Source organism: Nocardioides pini (assembly GCF_026712185.1).
Lineage (GTDB): Bacteria > Actinomycetota > Actinomycetes > Propionibacteriales > Nocardioidaceae > Nocardioides > Nocardioides pini.
Genome location: NZ_JAPPUX010000005.1, coordinates 425,826 through 448,798, shown reverse-complemented (window position 1 = coordinate 448,798; position 22,973 = coordinate 425,826). Strand labels below are relative to the sequence as shown.

The window sequence follows — 22,973 nt, the reverse complement described above, 5'->3', positions numbered from 1 at the left end:
AGACTCCCGAGCATGCAGGAGGGCGCCACCACCTCGGGCACGAACGCCCAGCAGCAGGCTCCCGGCACGACAGATCGACCGGTCAGGTCCGCCGTGCACCTGCTCCTGCCGTGCTTCAACGAGGAGCAGTCCATTCAGCCGATGGTCCAGACGCTGGCGCGTGTCTTCGCCGATGACAAGACCTGGGACGTCACGGCGGTGTTCATCGACGACGGCAGCACCGACGCCACTTGGCAGAGGATCACTCAACTTCGGGCCCTCAACCTGCCGATAACGATCGGCGGCATTCGGCTGGAGCACAACCAGGGCAAGGCAGCGGCTCAGGCGATCGGGATCAGGGAGGTCGCGTCCGCGGGCGGCCTAGTCGTGTTGATGGATGCCGACGGCCAGCACGACCCCACCCAGCTCCCCGACGTGCTTCGTAGCTGCGCCGAGACGCGGCTGCCACAGATCGCTCGCCGTACCCAGTACCGTCGCGGCGCCACCAGCATGGCCGGTACGCTGGGTCTCGGCGTGGTGGCCGGTCTGACCGGCGTGCGGTTCGACCCCACATTGGGCGAGTACCTCGTGCTGCCAGAGGGGACAGTGCGACTGCTCGCTCGCAACCCGCAACTCGGCGTCGTTCCGATCGTTCCTCTCGTGCAGGGCATCACGTCCGACATGGGGACCTTCTCCTCACCGGTGCTCGGCCGTGCGGACGGATCCACCTCCACCCGTTGGACTCGCTCACAGCTGTGGCACAAGGCGCTCCTGCTGCTTCTTGCCAATCCCTGGGCTCTGCTCCCCCGCATGGCGATCATCGTCGTGCTGACGGTCCTCGCGCTGGGGTCTTACGGCATGGCAGTTGGGATCGGCTCGATCGTCCACGGAACATTCTTGGGCGTCGGCTCTGTTCTGGTTGCAATCGTCATGATTTTCGGCGTCCTCGCTGGTCTGCAGCTTGTCACCCTCGGGCTTGTCGTCATGCTCTTCCGCACCATCTCTCAGACGCCCGTGACCACCAGCTCGGACGTCGAGCTCTTGGACTGGCGCAGCGACCGGCGGCGACCGCTCGTGGGTGGCGACTTTGCACCTGACCCCGCGCCGGGGCAGGACGTCAGCTTGTCGCCGTCGGGTACTGCACCTCCACCGTGACCCAGTCGACGTACATGCTGGACCGCGATCCCCCGCGGAGCGCGTGCTGGGGATCGACGTCCTTGTTGGAAAGCCTGAGGTGAAACGGGACCGCATTACTTGGCACCCGGCGGGGGTCGGGGTTGGAGGTCACGGAGTAAGCCTGGTTGCCGGAGCCGTCCGCAGCCTGGAACAGAACCCGGTCGCCGCCGACGGTGAACTCGGCGTGGTATTCCCAGTAGGAGTCCCACGGCTTTGCGCCGTCGGCGAAGTCCTGCGCCACGGGCCACAGCTCGGGGGCGAGGCCGGCGGCCCCGCACTCGTCGACGGCGTTGTCTAGCGTCTCGTCGTAGCAGAGGTGCGAGCCGAGTTGTGCCCCGCCGGTCTTCTTCGGCCCGTAGCTCTCGATGACGTCTATCTCGCGCGGGTCGGCGGGGTTTGGGTGCTGGACCCAGATCGCGGCATAGTTTCTGCTGGTGTCAGGCATGACCAGGCTGGCCGAGACCCGGACGCGCGTGCCGGCGGGCAGGACCCAGCCGGAGGTGGAACGGATCTGGGCGAGGCGGCTGACCTCGAGGCGCCCTTCCCCGTCGAGGACGGCGTCGTTCCACCCGGTCATCGTGTGCCACTGGCCGGCGGGGGTGCCGACGGGTCCCTCAAAGTGGTCGACGAAGAGGTTCTGCCAGACGAGCGGGGCCGCGGGCCCGGGCGTCGGCGCCGACTCGACCATGGGCGGCGCGGTCGTGACCGGCGCGGTCGCCACGGGCGCGGTCGCCACGGGCGATGTCGGGTCCGCCGCCACCGGCGCGGTCACTGCTGGCTGCGGGACCTCGGGCGCGGCCGAGTCCGAGGCGGGGGCGTCGGACGCGGTCTGGCATGCCGTCAGCCCCACCAGCAAGGCCGCAGCCAGGACGCCTGCGGACCGGCGGTCGCTTCGCCGCGCGTGGCGCTGCCTGAGCCAGTTCATGAGCCTCCCGATGTCGTGACGGCTTGGCCGTCTCGTGCTGGTGGTCAGTGTCGGCCCGTAGTGCCCGGCCGACGATACGTCCTCGCGCCAACGACGGGGGAGCCGGTCGTCAGCCGACGGTCGTCAGCAGCTGCGTCGCACGGGTGAGCACGACGTAGAGGGTCGCCCGTCCGGTGGCCGACTCGTCCTCGATCTCCTGCGGCGCGACCACCACGATGCCGTCGAACTCCAGGCCCTTGGTGTCGAGCCCGGTCAGCACGACGACGCGGTCCTCGCCGCTCGGCGTGACCCTCGAGTCGACGGCGGCGCGGGCCGCCGGGGCGTCGTCGGCCAGCTCGGGCCACGACGCCAGCCAGGCGTTGACCTCCGAGCGGCGCGCGACGGGCACGACGATGCCGACGGTGCCCTCGACGCGACCGGCGATCGACGTGACGGCCTCGCGCACGGCGGCCTCCAGCTCGTCGACGGGGCCGACGACCTGCGGCTCCTCGCCCGTGCGGCGTACGGCGTCGGGGAGGTCGGCGTCGAGCCCCACCCGGCGGGCGTAGTCGGCGGCGAAGGCGTAGATCTCGGCGGAGTTGCGGTAGTTGGTGGACAGGTGGAACTCGTGGAGCTCCTTGCCCTCGAGGGCCTCGGCCCGCGCGGCGGCGGCCTCCGGGGCGTCGGGCCACGACGACTGGGCCGGGTCGCCGACGATCGTCCAGCTCGCGGTGCGGCCGCGGCGACCGACCATGCGCCACTGCATCGGGGTGAGGTCCTGCGCCTCGTCGATCAGGACGTGGGCGTAGCCGTCGTCCTCGATGCGGTGGGTCGGTGCAGACCAGGCCAGCCCGCCGGGGGCGTACTCGCGCTCGGAGATGGTGGTGAGCTCCTGCAGGTCGACGCCACCCTCGAGCAGGCCGGTCTCGTCGAGGTCGCGCTCGTCGTCGGTGCGCTGCGGGACGTCGCCGAGGGCGTAGCGGAGCTCGTCGATGAGGGGGATGTCTTCGATCGACAGGTCGCCGGACGCCCACGACTTCAGGAGCAGCAGCTGCTCCTCGCGGCTGATCACGCCCTCGCCCACCCGGGCGAGGAAGTCGGGCTCGCGGAGCCAGCCGAACACCGCCTGGGCGTCGAGCGGCGGCCACCAGGCCGACGCGAACTCGACGAAGCCCTCGTGGCCCAGCATGTCGTCCTCGAACGCCTCGCGACCACGCTCGCGACCGCGCTCGCCGCTCACCTGGCGCCACATGGCGTCGAGGAGCGTCTTGGCCACCCGGGGCAGCTGGCGGTTGCGACGGCCCTGCGACATCAGCTGGCGGCGCAGGCGACCCAGGAGACCGGGGTCGAGCACGAGCGTCTCGTCGCGCCAGTAGATCCGGAAGCTCGTCGGCGCGCCGGGGGCGTGCTGGCGGGCGGCGCGCCGCAGCAGCTCGGCCATCCGGGTCGCGCCCTTGACGTCGGCAACCGCGGGCTCGTCGTGGCGCGTGGCGCGGATGCCGCCGACGACCTCGCCGAGCGACCGCAGCGCGACCGCGGTCTCGCCGAGGCTCGGCAGGACGCGCTCGATGTAGCGCATGAAGACGCCGCTGGGGCCGACGACGAGCACGCCGCCGCCCTCGTAGCGCCGGCGGTCGGAGTAGAGCAGGAACGCCGCGCGGTGCAGGGCGACGACCGTCTTGCCCGTGCCGGGGCCGCCGGAGATCGACACGACGCCCTTGCCGGGCGCGCGGATCGCCTTGTCCTGCTCCGCCTGGATCGTGGCGACGATCGAGTGCATCGACCGGTCGCGGGCGCGCGAGAGCTGCGCCATCAGCGCGCCCTCGCCGACGATCGGGAGGTCGGTGTCGGCCTCCTGGTCGAGCAGCTCGTCCTCGACGCCGATGACCGTGCGGTGCAGCGAGCGCAGGACGCGACGGCGCACGACGCCCGACGGCGTCGCGGCGGTGGCCTGGTAGAACACGCCGGCGGCCGGGGCGCGCCAGTCGATGAGCAGCACGTCGCGGTCGGCGTTGCGCACGCCGATGCGCCCGATGTAGCGCGGCTCGGCGTCGATCGACGGGTCGAGGTCGAGACGACCGAAGACCAGGCCCTCGTGGGCGGCGTCGAGCTGGGCGATGCGCTTGGCGGCCTGGAAGACCATGGCGTCACGCTCGACGAGGCCGCCCTCGTGCTCCAGCTTGCCGCGGCTGTGCCCCTCGGCGGCCAGCGCCCGCGCGCTGCGCGTCGACGCCTCGAGCTGGACGTAGACCTCGTCGACGTACGCCTGCTCCGCCGCGATCTCCCGCGCCTCGAGCTCCTCGCTCAAATCCCGCTCCTCATCCCCCCGGTGGATCACTGCCCAACGGTCCCGGGCAGGCGGACAAGAGTACCGGCGAGCACCGACGACCACCGACTTCTCGCGGATCGTGGACCCGCGCAGACGACGCGACCACCCCCGCCGGCGTCGGGTTGGATGGGCTCGTGGCACCCCGACGCGTACGCCAGCTCGTGGCCGCGGCCTGCGTCGCAACCCTCCTGGTCGTGGTCGCGGCCGTCGCCCTGCCGAGGGTGCTCCGCGACGAGCCGGCGCCGGCCGCGCGGACCGGCACCGGGTGCGTCGCCGAGGCCGACGCCCCGGTCGAGGCGCTGGAGGAGCAGGAGGCGAGGTGGGTGCGCTTCTGCCCGCTCGCCGACGAGGGCGCGACCCAGCGGCTGCGCCACCCGCAGGGCGTCGTGGTCGGGGACCTGGCGGCGTCGGTGGGCACCAGCCTGTGGCAGACGCAGCTCGACCGCCCGGCCTGCACGCCCGGCGACCCGCCCACCGCCCGCCCGGCCGGGCTGTTCCGGATCGAGGTCGGCCTGGCCGACGGCAGCGTGGCGGAGATCCCCGGTGACACCGGGTGCAGCACGCGGGACCTGGCGCTGTTCACCCAGCTCGAGACCACGCTCCTCATGGACGCCGCCGGTGCGGCCGGCCCGGCCACCGCGGCCACCGCGCCGGTCACCTGTCCCCGCCGCCTCACCACCGGGCGCACGAACCGCGACGGTCCCTCGGCCGCCCTGCTCGTGGACAGCGCCGACGACCCGCGCCGCTCCACGGTCCCGCTGCTCCCGCTGCCGGCGACCACCGTCGACGTCTGCGCCTACACCGGGCGCGGACGGCGGTTCGTGCTGGTCGACCAGTGGCAGGCCGGCCCACCGGTGTCGGAGTCCGTGCGTGCCGCCGCCACCCTCGACGTGGTGCGCGGGGCGGTGGCCGACTGCGACCTCGACCCGGGGCGGCCGTCGTACGTCGTCGTGCTGAGCGACCAGACCGGGACGGCCCGCACGCTCGCTGTCGACGGCGCGGCATGCGGCACCGTCTCGGCGGCGATCGGCACTCCGCACCAGGACACCGCGCTCGGCCTCGCCACGCGGAGGCTGCTGCGGCAGGTCGCCCACAGCAGGCCCTAGCGTCACGCGACGAGCAGGACGGCGCCCATCAGGCACACCGCCGCGCCGACCGTGCGGATCACGTCCGCCTGTCCGAGGGCGCGCAGCAGCTCGGTGCGCTCCGCCGCCGTGCCCAGCCGCCCGTGCAGGGGTGCGGCGATCGCGGCCGTGGTCACCACCGACACCGCCCCGCCGACCAGGGCGAGCCACGTGCCCGACGCGTCGGGCTGCGCCACCGCGGCCGCGGCCAGGACGAGCACCAGCGGGACGTAGAGCGCACCGACGAGCGGGGCGATCCGGCGGGAGTGTCGCTCGTGCGCCACCGGCCACGCGTCGGCGTCGACCTCCCGCAGCGCGGGGTAGACCACGAGCGACACCGTCAGCTGGAAGCCGAGGTGCGCCGCGGCGACGAGCAGCAGCCAGGTGCTCGGGTCGGTGAGGCTCACCCGAACCCCCCGGGGCCGAGGTCGTGCTCGCGAGCCTCGATCGCCTCGACGATCCGCCGCGCGACGGCCGCGGGATCCTTGCCGGCGGGCAGCCGCGGCGGCTCCCCCGACAGGGGCCGGGACGCGAGGCCGGTCTCGGTGTGCGGCGGGCGGACGTCGTACACCTCGACGCGGCTGCGGCGCAGCTCCGCGCGGAGTGCGGTCGCCGCAGCGCTGAGCGCCGCCTTGCTGGCGGAGTACGCCGCCATCCGCGGCAGCGGCTGCTCGGCCACCACCGCGCTGAGCTGGACCACGAAGCCCTCGGACTCCTCGAGCAGGGGCAGCACGCGGCGCAGCAGGAAGAGCGGTCCGACCACGTTGGTGAGGAACAGCTCCTCGACCACCTCGTCCGGGGTGTCGACGAGCGCGCCGAAGGCCACGACGCCGGCGGCGTTGACCAGGCCGTCGAGCCCGCCGAGGTGCTCGCGTGCGGCGGCCGCGACGGCGTCTCCCGCCGTCGCGTCTCCCAGGTCGGCCACGACCCGGACCGGCGCGTCGAGGGCGTCCAGTCGCCCGGCGTCCCGTCCGGCGACCAGCAGCCGGGCACCGCGCCCCGCCAGCTCGGTGACCAGCAGCGACCCGAGCGCCCCGGTGGCACCGACGACCGCGATGCGCGCGTCGGCGAGCTCCCGGCGCGGGCCCGTCCCGGACGTCACCACGGGAGCGTCTCGCCGTCGCGCGTGAAGGTCCCGGCCGGTGCGTGGAGGGCCGCGAGGACGCTCGCCGCGCCCTCGGGCACCGGGCGCGCACCCATGTCTGCCATCCCCGGCGCCGTCGCGGTGAGGCCGGGGTCAGCGGCGTTGACCACGATGCCCTGGTCGCGCAGCTCGACGGCGGGCTTGACCGTCAGGGCGTGCAGGGCGGCCTTGGAGACGGCGTAGGTGGTCGACACCGGGTTGGTGGGCAGGCCGAACTCCGGGTCGCCGTGCGAGCCCGAGCCGCTCCCGACGTTGACCACGCGGGCGGGCGCGCCGGCCCGCAGGTTCGGGAGCAGCGCCTGCACCGTGCGCCAGGGTCCGAGGAGGTTGGTGTCCAGGACGGCCCGCGCGGCCTCGAGGTCGGCGCTCGTCGCGGTCTCCGTCCAGTCGGCGAAGGCGGCAGCGTTGTTGACCAGCACCCGCAGCGGCCGCCCGCCGAGCTCCCGCGCGAGGGCGGCCACGCTGGCCGGGTCGGCGACGTCGAGCGCGACGCCCGCGGCCGCATGGCCCTCCGCGACCAGCGCGTCGGCGTGGGCCACGGCCGCCGCCGCGTCCCGCGCGGTCACCAGGACGGCGTGTCCCCCCTCGGCGAGCTGGCGCGCGACCTCGGCGCCGATGCCCCGGGCAGCTCCCGTGACAAGCGCGAGCGGTCGGTCCTCGGTGACGTCCACGGCGGCCTCCTTCGAAGTGGTCCTCTCACTTCTCCGGCCGGGGGCCGACCGTGGATGCAGTCTGGCGGCTACTTCTTGCGGGAGAGGAAGGCGGTCATCGCCTCGCGGGCCTCGTCGGAGGCGAACAGCCGGGTGCTGGTCTCGGCCATCTCCTCGCCGAGCGCGTCGATGCGCGCGACGAGGTCGCGGTTGAGGATGCGCTTGGACTCGCGGAGGCCCTGGGCGGCCCCGGTCGCGAGGCTGGCGCACACGGCGGCGACCTCGGCGTCGAGGTCGGCGGCCGGCACCGCCTTCGTCACGAGCCCGTACGACGCCGCCTCGGCGCCGGTGAACACCTCCCCGCCGAGCGTGGTCAGGGACGCGGCCCGCGGGGTCATCCGGTGGTGGACGGTGAGGCTGATGATCGCGGCCGCCAGCCCGAGCTTGACCTCGGTCAGGGCGAAGGTGGCGTCGTCGGCGCTGATGGCGATGTCGGCCGCGGCGACGATGCCGATGCCCCCCGCGCGGACGGCACCGAGGTTCTTGGTCACGACCGGCTTGTCGAGGGTGGTGATCAGCCGCTGCAGGTCGACGATCCGGCGGGTGCCGGCCTCCATGCCCTGGCTCGACGCCTCGCTGAGGTCGGCGCCGGAGCAGAAGACCTTGCCGGAGCTCTCGATGAGCACTACCCGCACCTCGCGATCGGCGCCGGCGCGCTCGAGGTGCGCGAAGAGCTCGGTCACCAGCTGCCGGCTCAGCGCGTTGCGGTTGGCGGGGCTGTCGAGCGTGATCGTGGCGACGGCGTCGGCCACGGCGTAATGCACCAGCTCTGCGGGGGCGTCGGTCATGGCGAGCATCCTGCCCCACCCGCCTCCACGAGACATCCGCGTGGCCGTCGGCTCCGAACACCGTCCATGCCCTCCCTCGACCAGCGGTCCCGGCCCCGCACCCTGCGCCACGCGGCGTACGGCGTGCTCGCCACCGTCGTCGGTCTCGCCGCGGCCCACCTGGTCGCGGCACTGACCGTCCCGGCGGCCTCCCCGGTGCTCGCCGTCGGCTCGACCGTCATCGACCTCACGCCCACCCCGCTCAAGGAGTGGGCCATCCGCCAGTTCGGCAGCGCCGACAAGCTGGTCCTGGTCGGCTCGGTGACCGTGGTCGTGCTGGTGCTGGCCGCCGTTGCCGGCATCGTCACGTCCCGTCGCGAGACGCCGGGACTGCTCGTGCTGGTGGGCCTGGCCGGCGTGGCGGGCGTGCTGGCCGTCCTGCGCCCGGGCTCCGGGCCGCTGGACCTCCTACCTGCCCTGGTCGCCGCTGCGGTCGGAGCCACCTCGCTGTGGTGGCTCCACCGTGTCGACGACCGGGGTCACACGGAACCGTCGCCGGGGGGCGACGGTCCCACTCGACGCGGGGTCGTGCTGGCCTCCGGCGCACTCGCTGCGGCTGCGGTGGCCATGGGGGGCCTCGGTCGCTGGGTGACGTCCTACCGCCTCGGCGGGACGGACGTCGCCCTGCCGGTCGCCACCGACCCCGCGTCGTCCTTCCCCACCGGCCTGGAGCAGACGTACGACGGCATCACCCCGTTGCGCACCCCCACCGGGGACTTCTACCGGGTCGACACCCGCCTCACGCTCCCCGCCGTGGACGTCGAGTCGTGGACCCTCACCATCGACGGCGACGTCGACCGGGAGGTCACGCTGACGTTCGGCGACCTCGCCGCGATGAACACCGTCGAGCGCGACATCACGCTCACCTGCGTCTCCAACGAGGTCGGCGGGCCCTACGTCGGCGGCGCGCGCTGGCTCGGCGTACCGCTCGCCGCAGTGCTGGCGCGGGCCGGCATCGACTCGACGAAGGCCGACCAGATCCTGTCCACCGACGTCGACGGGATGACGATCTCCACGCCCCTCGACGTGGCCCTCGACGGGCGCGACGCGATGATCGCCATCGGCATGAACGGCGGGCCGCTGCCGCGCACCCACGGCTTCCCCGCGCGGATGGTCGTGCCCGGCCTCTACGGCTTCGTCAGCGCCTGCAAGTGGATCACCCGCATGACCCTGACGACGTACGACGCCGAGCAGGCGTACTGGACCGAGCGCGACTGGGTCGTCGACGCGCCGATCAAGATCTCGAGCCGCATCGACACGCCCAAGCCCCTGTCGGAGACCGACGCCGGCACCGTGGTCGTCGGCGGCATCGCCTGGGCCCAGGGCGTCGGCATCGACAAGGTGGAGGTGCGCATCGACGGTGGCGCCTGGCAGCCCGCGAAGCTCGGGCCCGAGGTCAACGACGACTACTGGCGCCAGTGGTACCTCGAGTGGGACGCCGAGCCGGGCCGGCACCTCATCGCCTCCCGCGCCACCAACAAGGACGGCGACGTGCAGACCGACGTCCGGATGCGGCCCTTCCCGGAGGGGTCGAGCGGGCTGCAGGAGATCTCGGTCCTCATCGCCTGATCGCCCGCACCGGCCTGTCCAAGGATTGTCCAAAGTTTTTTCCAAGATCACCCATCCGCCCACGACGCGGCCCCGAACACCTCCTGACAGCGGGCCCCCCACGGCCCACCGCAGAGCTCCAACCGAAAGGCAGTGCCATGAACACCAAGATCCGCACCCGCTCCATGGGCCTCGCCGCCCTCGCGCTGACCGCGTCCATGTCCCTGGCCGCCTGTGGCAACGAGAGCGACAGCGACAGCGCCTCCGAGCCCACCACGTCCGAGTCCAGCTCCGAGACCCCCATGGAGGAGTCGGAGTCGCCGATGGAGTCCGAGGAGCCGATGGCCGCTGACGCGCCGTTCGGTCCCGGCTGCGCCGGCGTCCCGACGACCGGTGAGGGCTCGGTCGAGGGCATGGCCGACGACCCGGTCGCGACCGCCGCGTCGAACAACCCGCTCCTCAAGACGCTGGTCGCCGCCGTCACCGAGGCCGACCTCGTCGACACGCTGAACTCCGCCGAGAACATCACGGTCTTCGCGCCGACCGACGACGCGTTCGCCGCGATCCCGAAGAAGGACCTCAACGCCCTCCTGAAGGACAAGGAGCAGCTCACCACGGTCCTGACCCACCACGTGGTCGGCGAGAGCCTCAGCCCGGAGGACCTCGCGGGCGAGCACGAGACCCTGGCCGGCGACATGCTCACCGTCGAGGGCGAGGGCGAGGACTTCACCATCGGTGAGGCCAGCGTCGTGTGCGGCAACGTGCCGACCGCCAACGCGACCGTCTACGTGGTCGACCAGGTCCTGATGCCCCAGATGTGATCGTCGGCCGACGACCACTAAGCAAGGATGACGACGTGGACCACGTGAGGCCCGTTCCGGACGGGGCGCCCGAGGGCGCCCCGTCCGGGGGCGACCCGGCCCGGCTGGCCGACCTGCTCCGTCAGGCGGCGCTGGGCGATGAAGCTGCCTTCGCCGCGTTCTACGACGCGACCTCGGCCCGGGCCTACGGCCTGGCGCTGCGCGTCGTCCGCAACCCGGCGCACGCCGAGGAGGTCGCCCAGGAGGCCTACCTCGACGCCTGGCGCTCCAGCACGAGGTTCGACGCCGAGCGGGGCAGCGCCGTCGGGTGGCTCCTCACCATCGTCCACCGCAAGGCCGTCGACCGGGTCCGGTCGGTCGAGGCCGCCACGTCCCGCGACGAGACGTGGAACCGCGAGACCGCACCCGTCGACCACGACCAGACCGCGGAAGCCGCTCACGCGTCGCTCGACGCAGCCCGGGTCCGCGGCGCGGTCGCCACGCTGACCGACGTCCAGCGCCGCGCCGTCGAGCTCACCTACTTCGGCGGCTACACGCACACCGAGGTCGCCACCCTCCTCGACGTCCCGCTCGGGACCGCGAAGACACGAATACGCGACGGCCTGATCCGCCTGCGAGACCTGATGGGAGTTGCCTCATGAGTGAGATGGACATCCACAAGCTCACGGGCGCCTACGCCATGGACGCGCTCGACGAGCTCGAGCGTGCGCGCTTCGAGCAGCACCTCGCCACGTGCGAGGACTGCCGCGCCGAGGTCGGCGAGCTCCGCGAGACGGCGGCGCTGCTGTCCGAGACCGTCGCGGTCCCGCCGCCGGCGTCACTGCGCGACTCGGTCCTCGCCGGCATCTCCCAGGTCCGCCCGCTCGCCCCTGAGGTGACGTCCCACCCGTCGCGCCACGCCGACCGCCCGGCAGCACGGGGGCGGGGCTGGGTGCCCTTTCTGGTCGCGGCGGCGATCGCGCTCATCGTCGGCGTCGGTGCCGTGGTGACCCAGCCCTGGGCACCGTCCGACGACGTCGAGCGCCTCACCGCCGCCGAGCAGGTCCTGCAGGCCCCCGACGCCCAGGAGGTCTTCGTCGACCTCGGCGAGGCCGGACGCGCGACCCTCACCCGCTCGAAGTCCCAGGACCGAGCGGTGATCACCACCGAGGACATGGTCTCCGCCCCCTCGGGCAAGGACTACGAGCTGTGGTTCATCGACGGTGACGAGTTCGTCTCCGCCGGGCTGATGCCCGACGACCCCGACCAGACCGTCGTCCTCGACGGGTCGGCCGGCGCGGCCGCGGCCGTCGGGATCACGGTCGAGCCGGAGGGAGGCTCCACGCAGCCCACCAGCGACCCGATCGCCGTCTTCGACCTGACCGAGGCGACATGACCATCCCCCTGCGGGAGGTCGCCGTCGTCGGCTCCGGGGTCGCCGGGCTCACCGCGGCGTGGGTCGCCTCGCGCACCGCGCACGTGACCCTCTACGAGGCCGACGACCGGCTCGGTGGCCACGCCGACACCCACCGCGTCGCGACCCCCGACGGCGAGCTGGCCATCGACACCGGCTTCATCGTCCACAACCGCCGGACCTACCCGACCCTGCTGCGGCTCTTCGCCGAGCTCGGCGTCGAGACCCAGCCCTCGGAGATGTCCCTGTCGGTCAGCGACGCGGGCACCGGCGTCGAGTACGCCGGTGCGCTCGGCGCGCGCGGCCTGTTCGCCCAGCGGTCCTCGCTGCGCTCGCGCGAACACTGGCGGATGCTGCTGGAGATCCCCCGGTTTCACCGTCGGGCGAAGGCGCTGCTCGCCTCGGGCGCCACGTCATCCGGATCGGCACCCATGGGTGCGCCTCCGCATGACGCAGGGGCGGACCGGACGCTGCGCGACTTCCTGCGCGACGGCGGCTTCTCCCCCGGCTTCGTCCGGCACTTCATGGAGCCGCTGGTGGCGGCCGTCTGGTCGTGCGACCCGGCGTCGGCCCTCGACTACCCCGCCCGCTACCTCTTCACCTTCCTCGAGCACCACGGGATGCTCGGCGTCTTCGGCTCGCCGGAGTGGCGCACCGTCACGGGCGGCTCGGCGACGTACGTCGCCGCGGTGGCCGCCGGCCTCCAGGAGGTCCGGCTCGAGACCAAGGTGACGTCGGTGCGCGAGCTCGCGGACGGCGTCGAGGTCACCGACGGCAGCGGCACGACCACCCGCTTCGACGCGGTCGTCGTCGCCACGCACCCCTCCCACGCCCTCGCGATGCTCGAGTCGCCCACCGACCTGCAGCGCGAGGTCCTCTCCGCGCTGCCCTACAGCAGCAACACCGCGCTCCTCCACACCGACACCTCGCTGCTGCCGACGGCACCCGGCGCCCGGGCGTCCTGGAACTTCCACCGCCCGGCGGACGACCTGACCGGCGGAGTCACCGTCACCTACGACCTCACCCGCCTGCAGCGACTGCCCACCGACACCCACTACCTCGTCACCCTGGGCGGCGAGGACCTCGTCGACCCGGCGAGCGTCATCGACCGGATGGAGTACGAGCACCCGCTCTACACCCCGGCGTCGGTGGCCGCGTCCAGGCGCCTGCCGGAGATCCACACCGCGCGGATCGCCTTCGCCGGGGCCTACCACGGGTGGGGCTTCCACGAGGACGGCGCACGGTCGGGCCTGGCGGCCGCCACCCACCTCGCCCTGCCCTGGGAGCGCACGACCGCGACGCTGCCGCGGCCGGGTCGCTTCGAGACCACCATCCGCCACACCCGCCGCAGCCCGTTCCGGCGCAGCTTCGAGCACCGGTCCACGTTCTGGCTCGTCGACCTCGACGACCTGCCCGACCACGGCGCGCTGGCGCGCTTCGAGGCGCGCGACCACCTCGGCCGGCCGGGCACCACGCTGCGCGACAACGTCGAGTCGTTCCTCGCCGACAACGGCGTCTCGCTCGGCGACGGGGAGCGTCCCGGGACCATCCTGATGGCCGCCCACCCCCGCTCGCTCGGCCACTGCTTCAACCCGATCAGCGTGTTCTGGTGCTTCGACGACCGGGCCCGCCCGGCGGGCGTGGTCGTCGAGGTGCACAACACCTACGGCGACCGGCACGCCTACCTCGTCCACCCCGACGCGCAGGGCCGGGCCCGCACCGACAAGGCGATGTACGTCTCGCCCTTCCACGGCGTCGACGGCACGTACGACGTCGCCGTGCCGGTCCCCACCGACCGCCTCGACATCGCGGTCACGCTCCGTGGCCAGGACGGCGGGGCCGCGCCCTTCAGCGCGAGCCTCACCGGCACCCGGAGCGACGTACCCGTCCTCCGGACGATCGGAGCGACGCTGCGCGGCAGCGCGCTCATCCGCGCGCACGGCACCTGGCTTTGGGCCCGCCGGCTCGCGGTCCGTCCCCGTCCCACCCATCGACAGGAGGGCGTCCAGTGACCCTCGAGAAGAACCACGACCAGCAGGAGCGCACGCAGGGCATGCCCGCCCTCGAGCAGCTCCCGCCCGGGCCCCGCACCGCGGTCTCGGCGGCCGTCGCGCGCCGTCTCTTCCGCGCCGCCGTCGCCCGACTCGACGTCACCGTCGTCGAGGAGCCGTCCGGACGCTGCTACGGACGGGGCGGACCGCTGATGCGCCTGCACCGGCCGGAGGAGTTCTACGCCCGGGTGGGCCGCGACGGCCTGATCGGCTTCGGCGAGGCCTACCTGACCGGCGCGTGGGACGCCGAGGACCTGGCCGGCTTCCTCACCGTGCCGGCGGCCCGGATGGCGACCCTGGTCCCCGAGCCGCTGCAGCGGCTCCGCGCCCTCGTCACCCCTCGGCTGCCCAGCCACCAGCGCAGCACCGAGGCCAACAGCCAGGCCAACGTCGCGCACCACTACGACCTGTCCAACGACCTCTTCGCGCTCTTCCTCGACGAGACGCTGGCCTACTCGTCCGCGCTGTTCGACACCTCCGTCCGCCCGGCCGCGCAGGGCCCCGGCTCCGTCGCAGACCACCTGGTCGCCACCCCGCCCGAGCCCTCTGACGACCCCGACCCCACGCTGCACCACCCGGACCTCGCCGAGGCCCAGGGCCGCAAGTTCGAGCGGCTCCTCGACGAGGCCGGCGTCACCGCCGGCACCCGGGTCCTCGAGATCGGCACCGGATGGGGCGAGCTCGCGATCCGGGCCGCCCGTCGCGGCGCGACGGTCCACACGATCACGCTGTCGGTCGAGCAGCTCGAGCTGGCCGAGGAGCGGATCGCCGCCGCCGGGTTCGCCGACCGCGTCCGCGTCGAGCTGATGGACTACCGCGCGCTCGCGGCCACCGGGGCGACGTACGACGCCGTGCTGTCGGTGGAGATGGTCGAGGCCGTCGGCCACGAGTTCTGGGGCACCTACTTCGGGACCATCGACCGCGTGCTGGCGCCCGGCGGCCGCGTCGCCATCCAGGCGATCACCATGCCGCACGACCGGATGCTCGCCACCCGCGGCGGCCACACCTGGATCAACAAGTACATCTTCCCCGGCGGCTTCCTGCCCAGCGTCGAGGCGATCGACCAGGTCACCCGCGGCGAGACCACGCTCCGGTTGACCGGGCAGCTCGCGATGGGCAGCCACTACGCCGAGACGCTGCGGCGCTGGGACCGGCGGTTCCTCGCCCAGCGCGACGCCGTCCTCGCGCTCGGCTTCGACGACCTGTTCGTCCGGGTGTGGCACTTCTACCTCGCCTACTCGCAGGCCGGCTTCGCCAGCGGCTACCTCGACGTCTCCCAGCTCACCTTCGGCCGCGAGGACGGGTGAGACCCGTGACCCAGACCGCGCCCACCACCACCCGCCCGACGTCCGCCGGCGTCGCCGACCGCCTTGCCGCGGCCGTCCGCCCGTTCATCGGAGGCGACCTGCCGGTGCGCCTGCAGGCGTGGGACGGCTCGGTCGCCGGACCTGCGGGCGCCCCGATCGTCGTGCTGCGCTCCCCCGACGCGCTGCGCCGGCTGCTGTGGCACCCGGGCGAGCTCGGCGCCGCGCAGGCCTACGTGACCGGTGAGCTCGACGTCCCCGAGCAGGACGGGTGGGACCTCGGCTCCGCCCTCACCCACGCCTTCGCGGTGGGCGCCGAGCGCGGGCTGTCGGGCGTACGCCTCTCGCCCCGCGCCCTGGTCGACGCGGTCCGCACCGCCGCGGGTCTCGGCGCGCTCGGCCGTCCCCCGACGCCCCCGGTCTCGCAGGCGCGGGTCACGGGCCGGCTGCACAGCCTCGCCCGCGACCGCTCGTCGATCAGCCACCACTACGACCTCTCCAACGAGTTCTACTCCCTCGTCCTCGAGCCGCAGATGGCCTACAGCTGCGGCTACCACGCCACCCCGGACGTCTCCCTCGAGGAGGCGCAGCGCGCCAAGCTCGACCTTGTCTGCACCAAGCTCGGGCTCCAGCCGGGCATGCGGATGCTCGACGTCGGGTGCGGGTGGGGCTCCCTGTCACTGCACGCCGCCGAGCACTTCGGCGCACGGGTCACCGGGGTGACGATCTCGGCGGAGCAGAAGAGGTTCATCGACGCCCGGATCGCCGAGCGCGGGTTGCAGGACCGGGTCGAGATCCGGCTGCAGGACTACCGCGAGGTCCCCGAGCGCGACCACTTCGACGCGGTCGGCTCCCTGGAGATGGGCGAGCACGTCGGCGCGCGCAACTACCCGACCTACGTGGAGGTGCTGCGCCGCTCGGTCCGCCCGGGCGGGCGCGTGCTGGTCCAGCAGATGTCGCGCCAGGGAGCCGGCGGTGGCAGGCACCCGGGCGGCGGCCCGTTCATCGAGTCGTTCATCGCGCCCGACATGACGATGCGGCCGGTGGGCGAGACCGTCGGGCTGATCGAGGCGGGCGGGCTCGAGGTGCGCGACGTGCACGCGATGCGCGAGCACTACGTCCTCACGGTCGCGGGCTGGACGGCCAACTTCGAGGCCCACCTCCCCCGGCTCCGCGAGCTGGTCGGGGAGGAGGTCGTCCGCGTCTGGCGGCTCTACCTCGTCGGTGGGGCACTCGCCTTCCGCGACGGCCGGATGGGCGTCGACCAGGTCCTGGCCGTGCGCCCCGGGGCCCCGCACGACCTGCCGGCGGTGCGCAGGTGGTGAGCGCCGCGCTGGTGGCGTTCCTCGCCGCCGCCGTCGTCATGGGGTCGACGGCGGCGATCAGCCGCCGCCAGGACCGGGTGGCCGTGGTCGACGTGGCATGGGGACTCGCCTTCGTCGCGATCGCCCTCATCCTGGCCCTCCTGTGGCCCGACCCCCACTCCTGGCTCCTCGCCGCCCTCGTCGTCGCGTGGGGCGGTCGCCTCGCGTGGCACATCGCACGCCGCTCCCGCGGACACGGCGAGGACCCGCGCTACGAGAAGATGCTCGGCGGTCCCGGCTGGTCCAGCGGCGCGGGCCGCGTCATCACGCGGGTCTTCCTGACGCAGGCCGTCGTCGCGTTCCTCGTCTCCGCGCCCATCCAGGTCGCAGCGGCGTACGACGTCCGCTGGTGGCCCGTCGTGTGGATCGGCGTGGCCGTCTGGGCGGTGGGCGTCTTCTTCGAGGTCGTCGGCGACGCGCAGCTCGAGGCCTACAAGGCCCAGCCGCGCGAGACCCGCCCGAAGATCCTGGACACGGGCCTCTGGGGCTGGAGCCGGCACCCCAACTACTTCGGTGACGCCAGCGTGTGGTGGGGCCTGTGGATCGCCGGTGCGCTAGCCCTGGGCTGGCTCCCGGGTCTGCTCACCGTGTGGGCGCCCGCGGCGATGACGTACTTCGTGCGCAACGTGACCGGCGCCCGGCTGCTGGAGCGGACGATGTCGCAGCGCGAGGGGTGGGACGCGTACGCCGCCCGCGTGCCGCTGTTCGTCCCGCGTCCCCCGCGCGCCTGAGCCGCCGGAGATCCCGGGCACCGGCTGGGGGGTTCTGCACGCCCGGCGACCGACCTCGGGTGACAATGCGGCGGTGGGTGAGCAGGAGGGGCTCGACTGCGCCGTCGAGGCGATGCAGGCGGGGGACGAGGCGGCGTTCCGCGTCGTCTACCGCCACGTCCAGCCACCGCTCCTGCGCTACCTCACCGTCCTGGTCGGGCCCGCCGAGGCCGAGGACGTCGCGAGCGAGGCCTGGTCCCAGGCCTTCCGCGACCTCGACCGGTTCAGCGGCGACGCCGACGGCTTCCGCGGGTGGATCACCACGATCGGCCGCAACCGCGCCCTCGACCACCTGCGCCACGCCCGGCGCCGGCCGGTCGCCGACGAGTCGGTCGACGACCTCGCGGACCTGCCGGACGACGTCGACGTCGAGGCCGAGGCCGTCGGGCGGATCGACTCCGAGGCCGTCATCCGGCTGATCGGCAGCCTGCCCCGCGACCAGGCCGAGGCGATCATGCTGCGGACGGTGCTCGGCTTCGACGCCCCCACCGCCGCCCGCATCCTCGGCAAGCGACCCGGCGCCGTGCGCGCCGCGGCCCACCGCGGCCTCAAGCAGCTGGCCAAGCGAATCGCCGAGGAGCCGTAACACCTGTGACTGCCGTGACGCTGAAGGGAGTGAGATGAGCACCCCGGACCCCCGCCTGTCCCGCCGCGACGCCGAGCGCCTGCTCGACGCGCCCGCGGAGCACGACGACGTCCTCGGCTGGGCCCTCACCGCCGCCGGCGCGCCGGCGCACCCCAGCGAGCTGCGCCGCGAGGACCAGGCCGCGGCCGCCTTCCAGGCCGCGCGGCTCGCGCCGCCGCCGTCGTCCCGCAGCGGCTACGTCTCACCCTCGCGCCTCGGGAGCCGAGCCGCCGTACGGGCCGTCGTCGCGACCGGTGCCGTGGTGGCCCTCACCTCGGGTGGCTTCGCGCTCGCCAGCTCCACCGACCTGCCGGGCCTGCCGGACCTCCCCGGGCTCCCGGGCCTGCCCGCCCTCCCCGGCCAGGCGTCCGACCGTGCCAGCGAGTCCGCGGGCGACGCTCCGGGCAGCGCGGCCGGCTCCGCGAGCGCCGGCGAAAGCGGCAGCTCCGCGACCGACGGCAGCGACTCGTCCACCGCCTCGGGGTCGACCGGCTCGTCCACCTCACCCGGATCCCCGTCCTCGCCGTCGTCCGCGAGCACGTCCCAGGCGCCGTCCGGGTCCCCCTCGGCCACTCCCTCCGAGACGTCCGACGGACCGGCCGGCCCCACGCCGAACTTCGAGGGGCTGTGCCGCGCCTTCCAGGCCACCGACCGCTCCGACCCCGGCTCGTCGCTCGACAGCGCCGCGTTCCTCGCGCTCGCGGCCCAGGCCGGCGGCGTCGACCGCATCGCCACCTACTGCGTCGACCTCATCGGCCCGCCGAAGGAGACCGGCAAGCCCACCGACCGGCCCACGCCCACCACGCAGCCGAGCCCGACGAAGCCCACGCCGACGAAGCCGAGCCCGACGAAGCCCAGCCCGACGAAGCCCCCGCCGACCCCGCACTCGAGCCCCACCAAGCCCACCCCGACCGGACCGACGCCCACCGAGACCACGGCCTCACCGGGGAAGCCGACCGGCACGCCGACCCCGACCCCGGGCAAGCCGTCCGACCTCCCGACGCCCGACGGCTCGGGCGGAGCGGGCAGCTCCGCCGGCTCCGGCAACCCCGGCAAGGGAGGCGGCAACCAGACGTCCGGGTGATCCCGGCGGCGGCCGCGTTCCGCAGGACCGGCTCTCGTGCCCCGTACGCCGACCTCCCGCCGACGTACGGGATCCCCCCAGAACTGCGAGATCCACGTCCTGAAAACGCACAGACCACGGCGTGGCCCTCCCCCGGGGCCACGCCGTTGTCGTGTCCGGCGCCCGGTCCGCGCCGTCCCCGGCACGCGTTAGGTTCCTCCACATGGGCCGGCCGCTCTCCGCGCAGGAGGACACCAACCGACGGATGCTGCGCGCCCGCGACGAGATGGACCGGCGCTACGCCGAGCCCCTCGACGTGCCGACCCTCGCCGCGATCGCCCACCTGTCGGCGTCGCAGTTCGGCCGGGTCTTCAAGGAGGTCTACGGCGAGACGCCCCACCGCTACCTCCAGCGGCGCCGGGTCGAGCGCGCGATGACCCTGCTGCGACAGACCGACCGGCCGGTGACCGACGTCGCGTGGGACGTCGGGTTCGCCAGCCTCGGCACCTTCAGCCGCACCTTCAGCAACGTCGTCGGGTGCTCGCCCACCGAGTTCCGCGCCCGCCACGCGCCGGTGGCGGTGCCGTCGTGCTTCATCGCCGCGTGGACCCGACCGCGCGAGCGGGCCGGACCGGCGGGTGCCGCCGGGACAGCGTTTTCGGAGAAGCAGGAGGGGGTGGACGCTGACTAGCGTCGTCGTCATGAACACCAACCACATCACCAGCCTCCATATCCGCAGCGTGCCGGTCCTCGACCAGGACGAGGCGCTCGACTTCTACACCAGCCACCTCGGCTTCGAGGTGCGCGACGACATCGACCTCGGCTTCATGCGCTGGCTCACCGTCGGCGTCCCCGGCCAGGACACCTCGATCCTGCTCGAGCTGGTCGGCGGCCCCCAGCACGACGAGACCACCGCCGCCCAGGTCCGCGAGCTCGTCACCAAGGGCGCCCTCGGGGGCCTGTTCCTCACCAGCAGCGACGTGCACGCGACCTACGCCGCGCTCCGCGACGCCGGCGTCGAGATCACCCAGGAGCCGGTCACCCAGCCCTACGGCACCGACTTCGGCATCCGCGACCCGTTCGGCAACCAGATCCGGATCAACCAGTTCAACGACGCCTCCCCCGGCGAGGTCCAGGAGGCCTACGAAGGGACCACCGCTCCATGACCACCCGCCGACCTTCTCCGCGCCGAGGGGACCCCGTTCGATGAGCTATCCCCCGCCGATCTACCACGGTGACTCCGGCGAGGTCTCCGCCCACGTCAAGCGGGCGGGGATCGAGCCGGCGGTGGTCTACCCCAACGGCAACAAGGTGTTCTACCTCGCGCAGGGCACCGAGACCACCGGCACGTTCGGCCTCTACCGGTGGGAGTTCGCCGGCCCCGAGAGCGGCCCCGGTGCCCACTTCCACCGCACGATCACCGAGTCGTTCTACGTCCTCGAGGGCACCGTCACGATCTACGACGGCACCGACTGGGTGAAGTGCCACGCCGGCGACTTCGCCCACGTCCCGGCCGGCGGGATCCACGGCTTCCGCAACGAGGACGGCGCCGCCAAGATGCTGCTCCACTTCGCCCCCGGCGCACCGCGCGAGGCCTACTTCGAGGGCCTGGCGGCCGGGATGGGCGCCCTCGACGGCGACGCGTACGACCGTTTCATGCGGGAGCACGACAACACATGGGTGTGAGCGAGCCCTGATGGACCCGGTCACGGCGGCCTTCGACGCCACCCCGCGGCGGGACTTCCTCCCGCGCGGGGTGCGGCGGCGGGCGTCGTACGACGGACCGCTGGCGATCGCCGCGGGGCAGACCAACTCCCAGCCCCGCACCGTCGACGACATGCTGCGGCTGCTCGACGTCCGCGCCGGGCAGCGGGTGCTCGACGTCGGGTCGGGGAGCGGCTGGACGACCGCGCTGCTCGCGCACCTGGTCGGGCCGGCCGGGTCGGTGCTGGGCTTCGAGCTGGAGCCGGAGCTGGTGTCCTTCGGGTCCGCCAACCTGGCCCGCACCGACCGGCCGTGGGCGACGATCCGGCAGGCCGTGGCCGGGGTTCTCGGCGACCCCGACGGGGCGCCGTACGACCGCATCCTCGTCTCCGCGATGGCCGACACCCTGCCCGCCAGCTTGGTCGACCAGCTCGCCACCGACGGCGTCCTGGTGGTGCCGGTGGACGGCACGATGCTGCGGGTGACCAACCCGGGGGCGGTGGTCACCCGGCACGGGCGCTACCGGTTCGTGCCGCTGCGCTGAGGCTCCGGGCGGCTGGAGCGCCGGGCCAGCCGGACGGGCAGGCCCGCCGCCGCCTCGAGGGGCCCGCGCCGCCGGAGCAGGCGGAGCGCCGCCCCGATCGCCAGGAGGACCACGACGTGGCTGACGTAGGTCGACGGGTCCTCCTCCGGCCACACCGCCTCGGTGCGCATCACCACGTGCAGGGAGTAGAGGGTGAGCGTGGCCGCGCCCGCACCGAACACGACGGCGAGCACGGCGGTCGCCGGCCGGGGCAGCAGCTGCTCGACGAGGAGGCAGAGCGCGATCACGAGGACGGCGCTGCCGATCGTCTGGGCGAGGTCGAACGGCGTCGCCGAGTGGGGCGCGACGAGCAGCAGCCAGGTCCAGTCGCCGTCGGCGGGCGTCGTGCCGTACATGCCGGTCGCGTTGTCCGACGCCACCGCCGGGTCGGCCAGCGTCCGCGACACCTGCGTCGCGAGCACCGCCAGGGAGAGCCCACCCACGGCCAGGCCGCCGAGCAGCGAGGTGTCGCGCAGGTCGAGGCGTCCCAGCACGAGGCCGGCGAGGAGGTAGGCCAGCCACGGGACGGCCGGGTAGTAGCCGGTGAGGAGCAGCTCGCTCGCCAGCCGGCCCGGGTCGGCCAGCTGCTCGAAGGTCGGGCTGTCGAACCCCCGACCGGGCAGGTGGGGCCGCACCAGGTGCGACACCACCGGCGCGAGCACCACCCAGACGACGGCGAGCGGCAGGAGCCGACGCAGGCGCAGGAGCGTGAACGGCAGTCCCAGCACGAACAGCACGCCGTAGTAGGTGAGGATGACCGCGATCCCGGTGTCCAGTCCGCCGAGCACGAGGCCGAGGAGCCCGATCAGCAGCGCCCGGGCGGCGATGCCGAGGGTGCGCAGCGCGAGCGGCCGACCCCGGAGGGGCTCGCGGGTCATCAGCGCGAGGCTCACCCCGGCCAGCACCGCGAACAGCGCCGACGCCCGGCCACCGGCCAGCCACTGGGCGGTGGTGAGGTCGCCGGACGGGGTGCGTTCGTCGAGCACGTGGGTGGCGACCATGCCGAGCAGCGCGAGGCACCGGGCCACGTCCAGCCCGACGAGGCGGCCGTGCGACGTCCCGGTCATGGCGTCCATCCTGCCGGGCGGACGGCGACGTGCGGGTGCGCTCAGGCGCCGGGCCGGGCGACCTGCGCGGCGAGGCGCGCTGGCGCCTGGATGCAGTAGGAGTCGGTCAGCAGCTCCGCGAGCTCCTCCCAGTCGGTGTCGTCGTCGAGGAGCATCCCGATGTAGTTGCCGCCCCAGCCGGCCCGGAAGTAGGGGTCGCCCATGTGCTCGAACGCGGCGACCTCGTCGGGCTCGCCGCGGAAGGTGATCCGGAAGAGCTGGTCCTCCCCGCCGAAGACGTGGGCCACGGTGGCGCTGCCCACGCGCCAGCGTGTCCCGGTCCACGCCGACTCCTGCCGGCAGCGCGGGAGCACGCCGAGCACCGCATCGATGCGCAGCACCCACTCCTCGGGCACGAGGGGACGGTCGGCGAGGGCCACGGCGCGATCATCGCACCGCGGTCCGACACCATGAAGGCAGTTCGAGGCTGATGGCCGCGCGGCCACGC

The 22,973-nt window shown here is 73.7% G+C and carries 24 protein-coding genes; 16 read left to right on the top strand and 8 right to left on the bottom strand.

Annotation, left to right across the window (positions count from 1 at the left end):
• Window positions 1-12: 12 nt before the first annotated feature.
• Window positions 13-1,134, top strand: a complete 1,122-nt coding sequence (locus NYO98_RS19040; RefSeq protein ID WP_268113374.1) for a glycosyltransferase family 2 protein — start codon at window positions 13-15, stop codon at window positions 1,132-1,134.
• Here the strand turns inward: NYO98_RS19040 and NYO98_RS19035 are convergent.
• Window positions 1,097-1,891: a hypothetical protein gene (locus tag NYO98_RS19035; RefSeq protein WP_268113373.1), complete on the bottom strand. Its 795-nt coding sequence runs from the start codon at window positions 1,889-1,891 to the stop codon at window positions 1,097-1,099. The genes NYO98_RS19040 and NYO98_RS19035 overlap by 38 nt on opposite strands.
• 298 nt (window positions 1,892-2,189) lie before the next feature.
• Window positions 2,190-4,367: a HelD family protein gene (locus tag NYO98_RS19030; protein WP_268113372.1), complete on the bottom strand. Its 2,178-nt coding sequence runs from the start codon at window positions 4,365-4,367 to the stop codon at window positions 2,190-2,192.
• A 155-nt stretch (window positions 4,368-4,522) separates the two neighbouring features.
• Between NYO98_RS19030 and NYO98_RS19025 the strand changes: the two genes are divergently transcribed.
• Complete coding sequence (locus NYO98_RS19025; protein WP_268113371.1) at window positions 4,523-5,494, top strand: hypothetical protein; 972 nt, start codon at window positions 4,523-4,525, stop codon at window positions 5,492-5,494.
• 2 nt (window positions 5,495-5,496) lie between these two features.
• Here the strand turns inward: NYO98_RS19025 and NYO98_RS19020 are convergent, their stop codons facing one another.
• From NYO98_RS19020 to NYO98_RS19005, 4 genes are all read right to left on the bottom strand, one after another.
• The gene (locus NYO98_RS19020) at window positions 5,497-5,919 is read right to left on the bottom strand and encodes a DUF1772 domain-containing protein (RefSeq protein ID WP_268113370.1); all 423 of its coding nucleotides are present in this window, start codon (window positions 5,917-5,919) and stop codon (window positions 5,497-5,499) included.
• The gene (locus tag NYO98_RS19015; RefSeq protein ID WP_268113369.1) at window positions 5,916-6,614 is read right to left on the bottom strand and encodes an SDR family NAD(P)-dependent oxidoreductase; all 699 of its coding nucleotides are present in this window, start codon (window positions 6,612-6,614) and stop codon (window positions 5,916-5,918) included. Before NYO98_RS19015 ends, NYO98_RS19020 begins: the two co-directional genes overlap by 4 nt.
• The gene (locus NYO98_RS19010) at window positions 6,611-7,327 is read right to left on the bottom strand and encodes an SDR family NAD(P)-dependent oxidoreductase (RefSeq protein WP_268113368.1); all 717 of its coding nucleotides are present in this window, start codon (window positions 7,325-7,327) and stop codon (window positions 6,611-6,613) included. Before NYO98_RS19010 ends, NYO98_RS19015 begins: the two co-directional genes overlap by 4 nt.
• A gap of 68 nt (window positions 7,328-7,395) precedes the next feature.
• Entirely contained in the window at window positions 7,396-8,154 is a 759-nt protein-coding gene (locus tag NYO98_RS19005) for an enoyl-CoA hydratase-related protein (RefSeq protein ID WP_268113367.1), read from the bottom strand.
• 66 nt (window positions 8,155-8,220) lie between these two features.
• On the opposite strand from NYO98_RS19005, the gene NYO98_RS19000 reads away from it, so the two are divergent.
• From NYO98_RS19000 to NYO98_RS18935, 14 genes are all read left to right on the top strand, one after another.
• A complete protein-coding gene (locus NYO98_RS19000; protein WP_268113366.1) occupies window positions 8,221-9,762 on the top strand; it encodes a molybdopterin-dependent oxidoreductase in 1,542 nt (513 codons plus the stop codon).
• A gap of 137 nt (window positions 9,763-9,899) precedes the next feature.
• Complete coding sequence (locus NYO98_RS18995; RefSeq protein WP_268113365.1) at window positions 9,900-10,562, top strand: fasciclin domain-containing protein; 663 nt, start codon at window positions 9,900-9,902, stop codon at window positions 10,560-10,562.
• Between the two features lie 35 nt (window positions 10,563-10,597).
• A complete protein-coding gene (gene sigK / locus NYO98_RS18990; RefSeq protein WP_268113364.1) occupies window positions 10,598-11,203 on the top strand; it encodes an ECF RNA polymerase sigma factor SigK in 606 nt (201 codons plus the stop codon).
• Window positions 11,200-11,937 carry an anti-sigma factor gene (locus NYO98_RS18985; RefSeq protein ID WP_268113363.1) on the top strand — a complete coding sequence of 246 codons (738 nt, stop codon included), beginning with the start codon at window positions 11,200-11,202 and terminating at the stop codon, window positions 11,935-11,937. The genes sigK and NYO98_RS18985 overlap by 4 nt, the downstream gene beginning before the upstream one ends.
• Complete coding sequence (locus NYO98_RS18980) at window positions 11,934-13,967, top strand: FAD-dependent oxidoreductase (RefSeq protein WP_268113362.1); 2,034 nt, start codon at window positions 11,934-11,936, stop codon at window positions 13,965-13,967. Before NYO98_RS18985 ends, NYO98_RS18980 begins: the two co-directional genes overlap by 4 nt.
• Window positions 13,964-15,313, top strand: coding sequence for a class I SAM-dependent methyltransferase (locus NYO98_RS18975; RefSeq protein ID WP_268113361.1), 1,350 nt, complete (start codon window positions 13,964-13,966; stop codon window positions 15,311-15,313). The genes NYO98_RS18980 and NYO98_RS18975 overlap by 4 nt, the downstream gene beginning before the upstream one ends.
• 5 nt (window positions 15,314-15,318) lie before the next feature.
• Window positions 15,319-16,635 carry an SAM-dependent methyltransferase gene (locus tag NYO98_RS18970; RefSeq protein ID WP_268113360.1) on the top strand — a complete coding sequence of 439 codons (1,317 nt, stop codon included), beginning with the start codon at window positions 15,319-15,321 and terminating at the stop codon, window positions 16,633-16,635.
• A complete protein-coding gene (locus NYO98_RS18965; RefSeq protein ID WP_268113359.1) occupies window positions 16,632-17,405 on the top strand; it encodes a DUF1295 domain-containing protein in 774 nt (257 codons plus the stop codon). The genes NYO98_RS18970 and NYO98_RS18965 overlap by 4 nt, the downstream gene beginning before the upstream one ends.
• Before the next feature lie 73 nt (window positions 17,406-17,478).
• A complete protein-coding gene (locus tag NYO98_RS18960) occupies window positions 17,479-18,030 on the top strand; it encodes an RNA polymerase sigma factor (RefSeq protein WP_268113358.1) in 552 nt (183 codons plus the stop codon).
• Window positions 18,031-18,064: 34 nt separating this feature from the next.
• A complete protein-coding gene (locus NYO98_RS18955; protein WP_268113357.1) occupies window positions 18,065-19,153 on the top strand; it encodes a hypothetical protein in 1,089 nt (362 codons plus the stop codon).
• Between the two features lie 202 nt (window positions 19,154-19,355).
• Complete coding sequence (locus NYO98_RS18950) at window positions 19,356-19,823, top strand: helix-turn-helix domain-containing protein (RefSeq protein ID WP_268113356.1); 468 nt, start codon at window positions 19,356-19,358, stop codon at window positions 19,821-19,823.
• A gap of 10 nt (window positions 19,824-19,833) precedes the next feature.
• Entirely contained in the window at window positions 19,834-20,298 is a 465-nt protein-coding gene (locus tag NYO98_RS18945) for a VOC family protein (protein WP_268113355.1), read from the top strand.
• Between the two features lie 40 nt (window positions 20,299-20,338).
• Complete coding sequence (locus NYO98_RS18940) at window positions 20,339-20,818, top strand: cupin domain-containing protein (RefSeq protein WP_268113354.1); 480 nt, start codon at window positions 20,339-20,341, stop codon at window positions 20,816-20,818.
• Window positions 20,819-20,828: 10 nt separating this feature from the next.
• A complete protein-coding gene (locus NYO98_RS18935; RefSeq protein ID WP_268113353.1) occupies window positions 20,829-21,380 on the top strand; it encodes a protein-L-isoaspartate O-methyltransferase family protein in 552 nt (183 codons plus the stop codon).
• Here the strand turns inward: NYO98_RS18935 and NYO98_RS18930 are convergent.
• Entirely contained in the window at window positions 21,356-22,486 is a 1,131-nt protein-coding gene (locus tag NYO98_RS18930; protein ID WP_268113351.1) for a heparan-alpha-glucosaminide N-acetyltransferase domain-containing protein, read from the bottom strand. The genes NYO98_RS18935 and NYO98_RS18930 overlap by 25 nt on opposite strands.
• 41 nt (window positions 22,487-22,527) lie before the next feature.
• Complete coding sequence (locus NYO98_RS18925) at window positions 22,528-22,905, bottom strand: MmcQ/YjbR family DNA-binding protein (protein WP_268113350.1); 378 nt, start codon at window positions 22,903-22,905, stop codon at window positions 22,528-22,530.
• Window positions 22,906-22,973 lie beyond the last annotated feature (68 nt).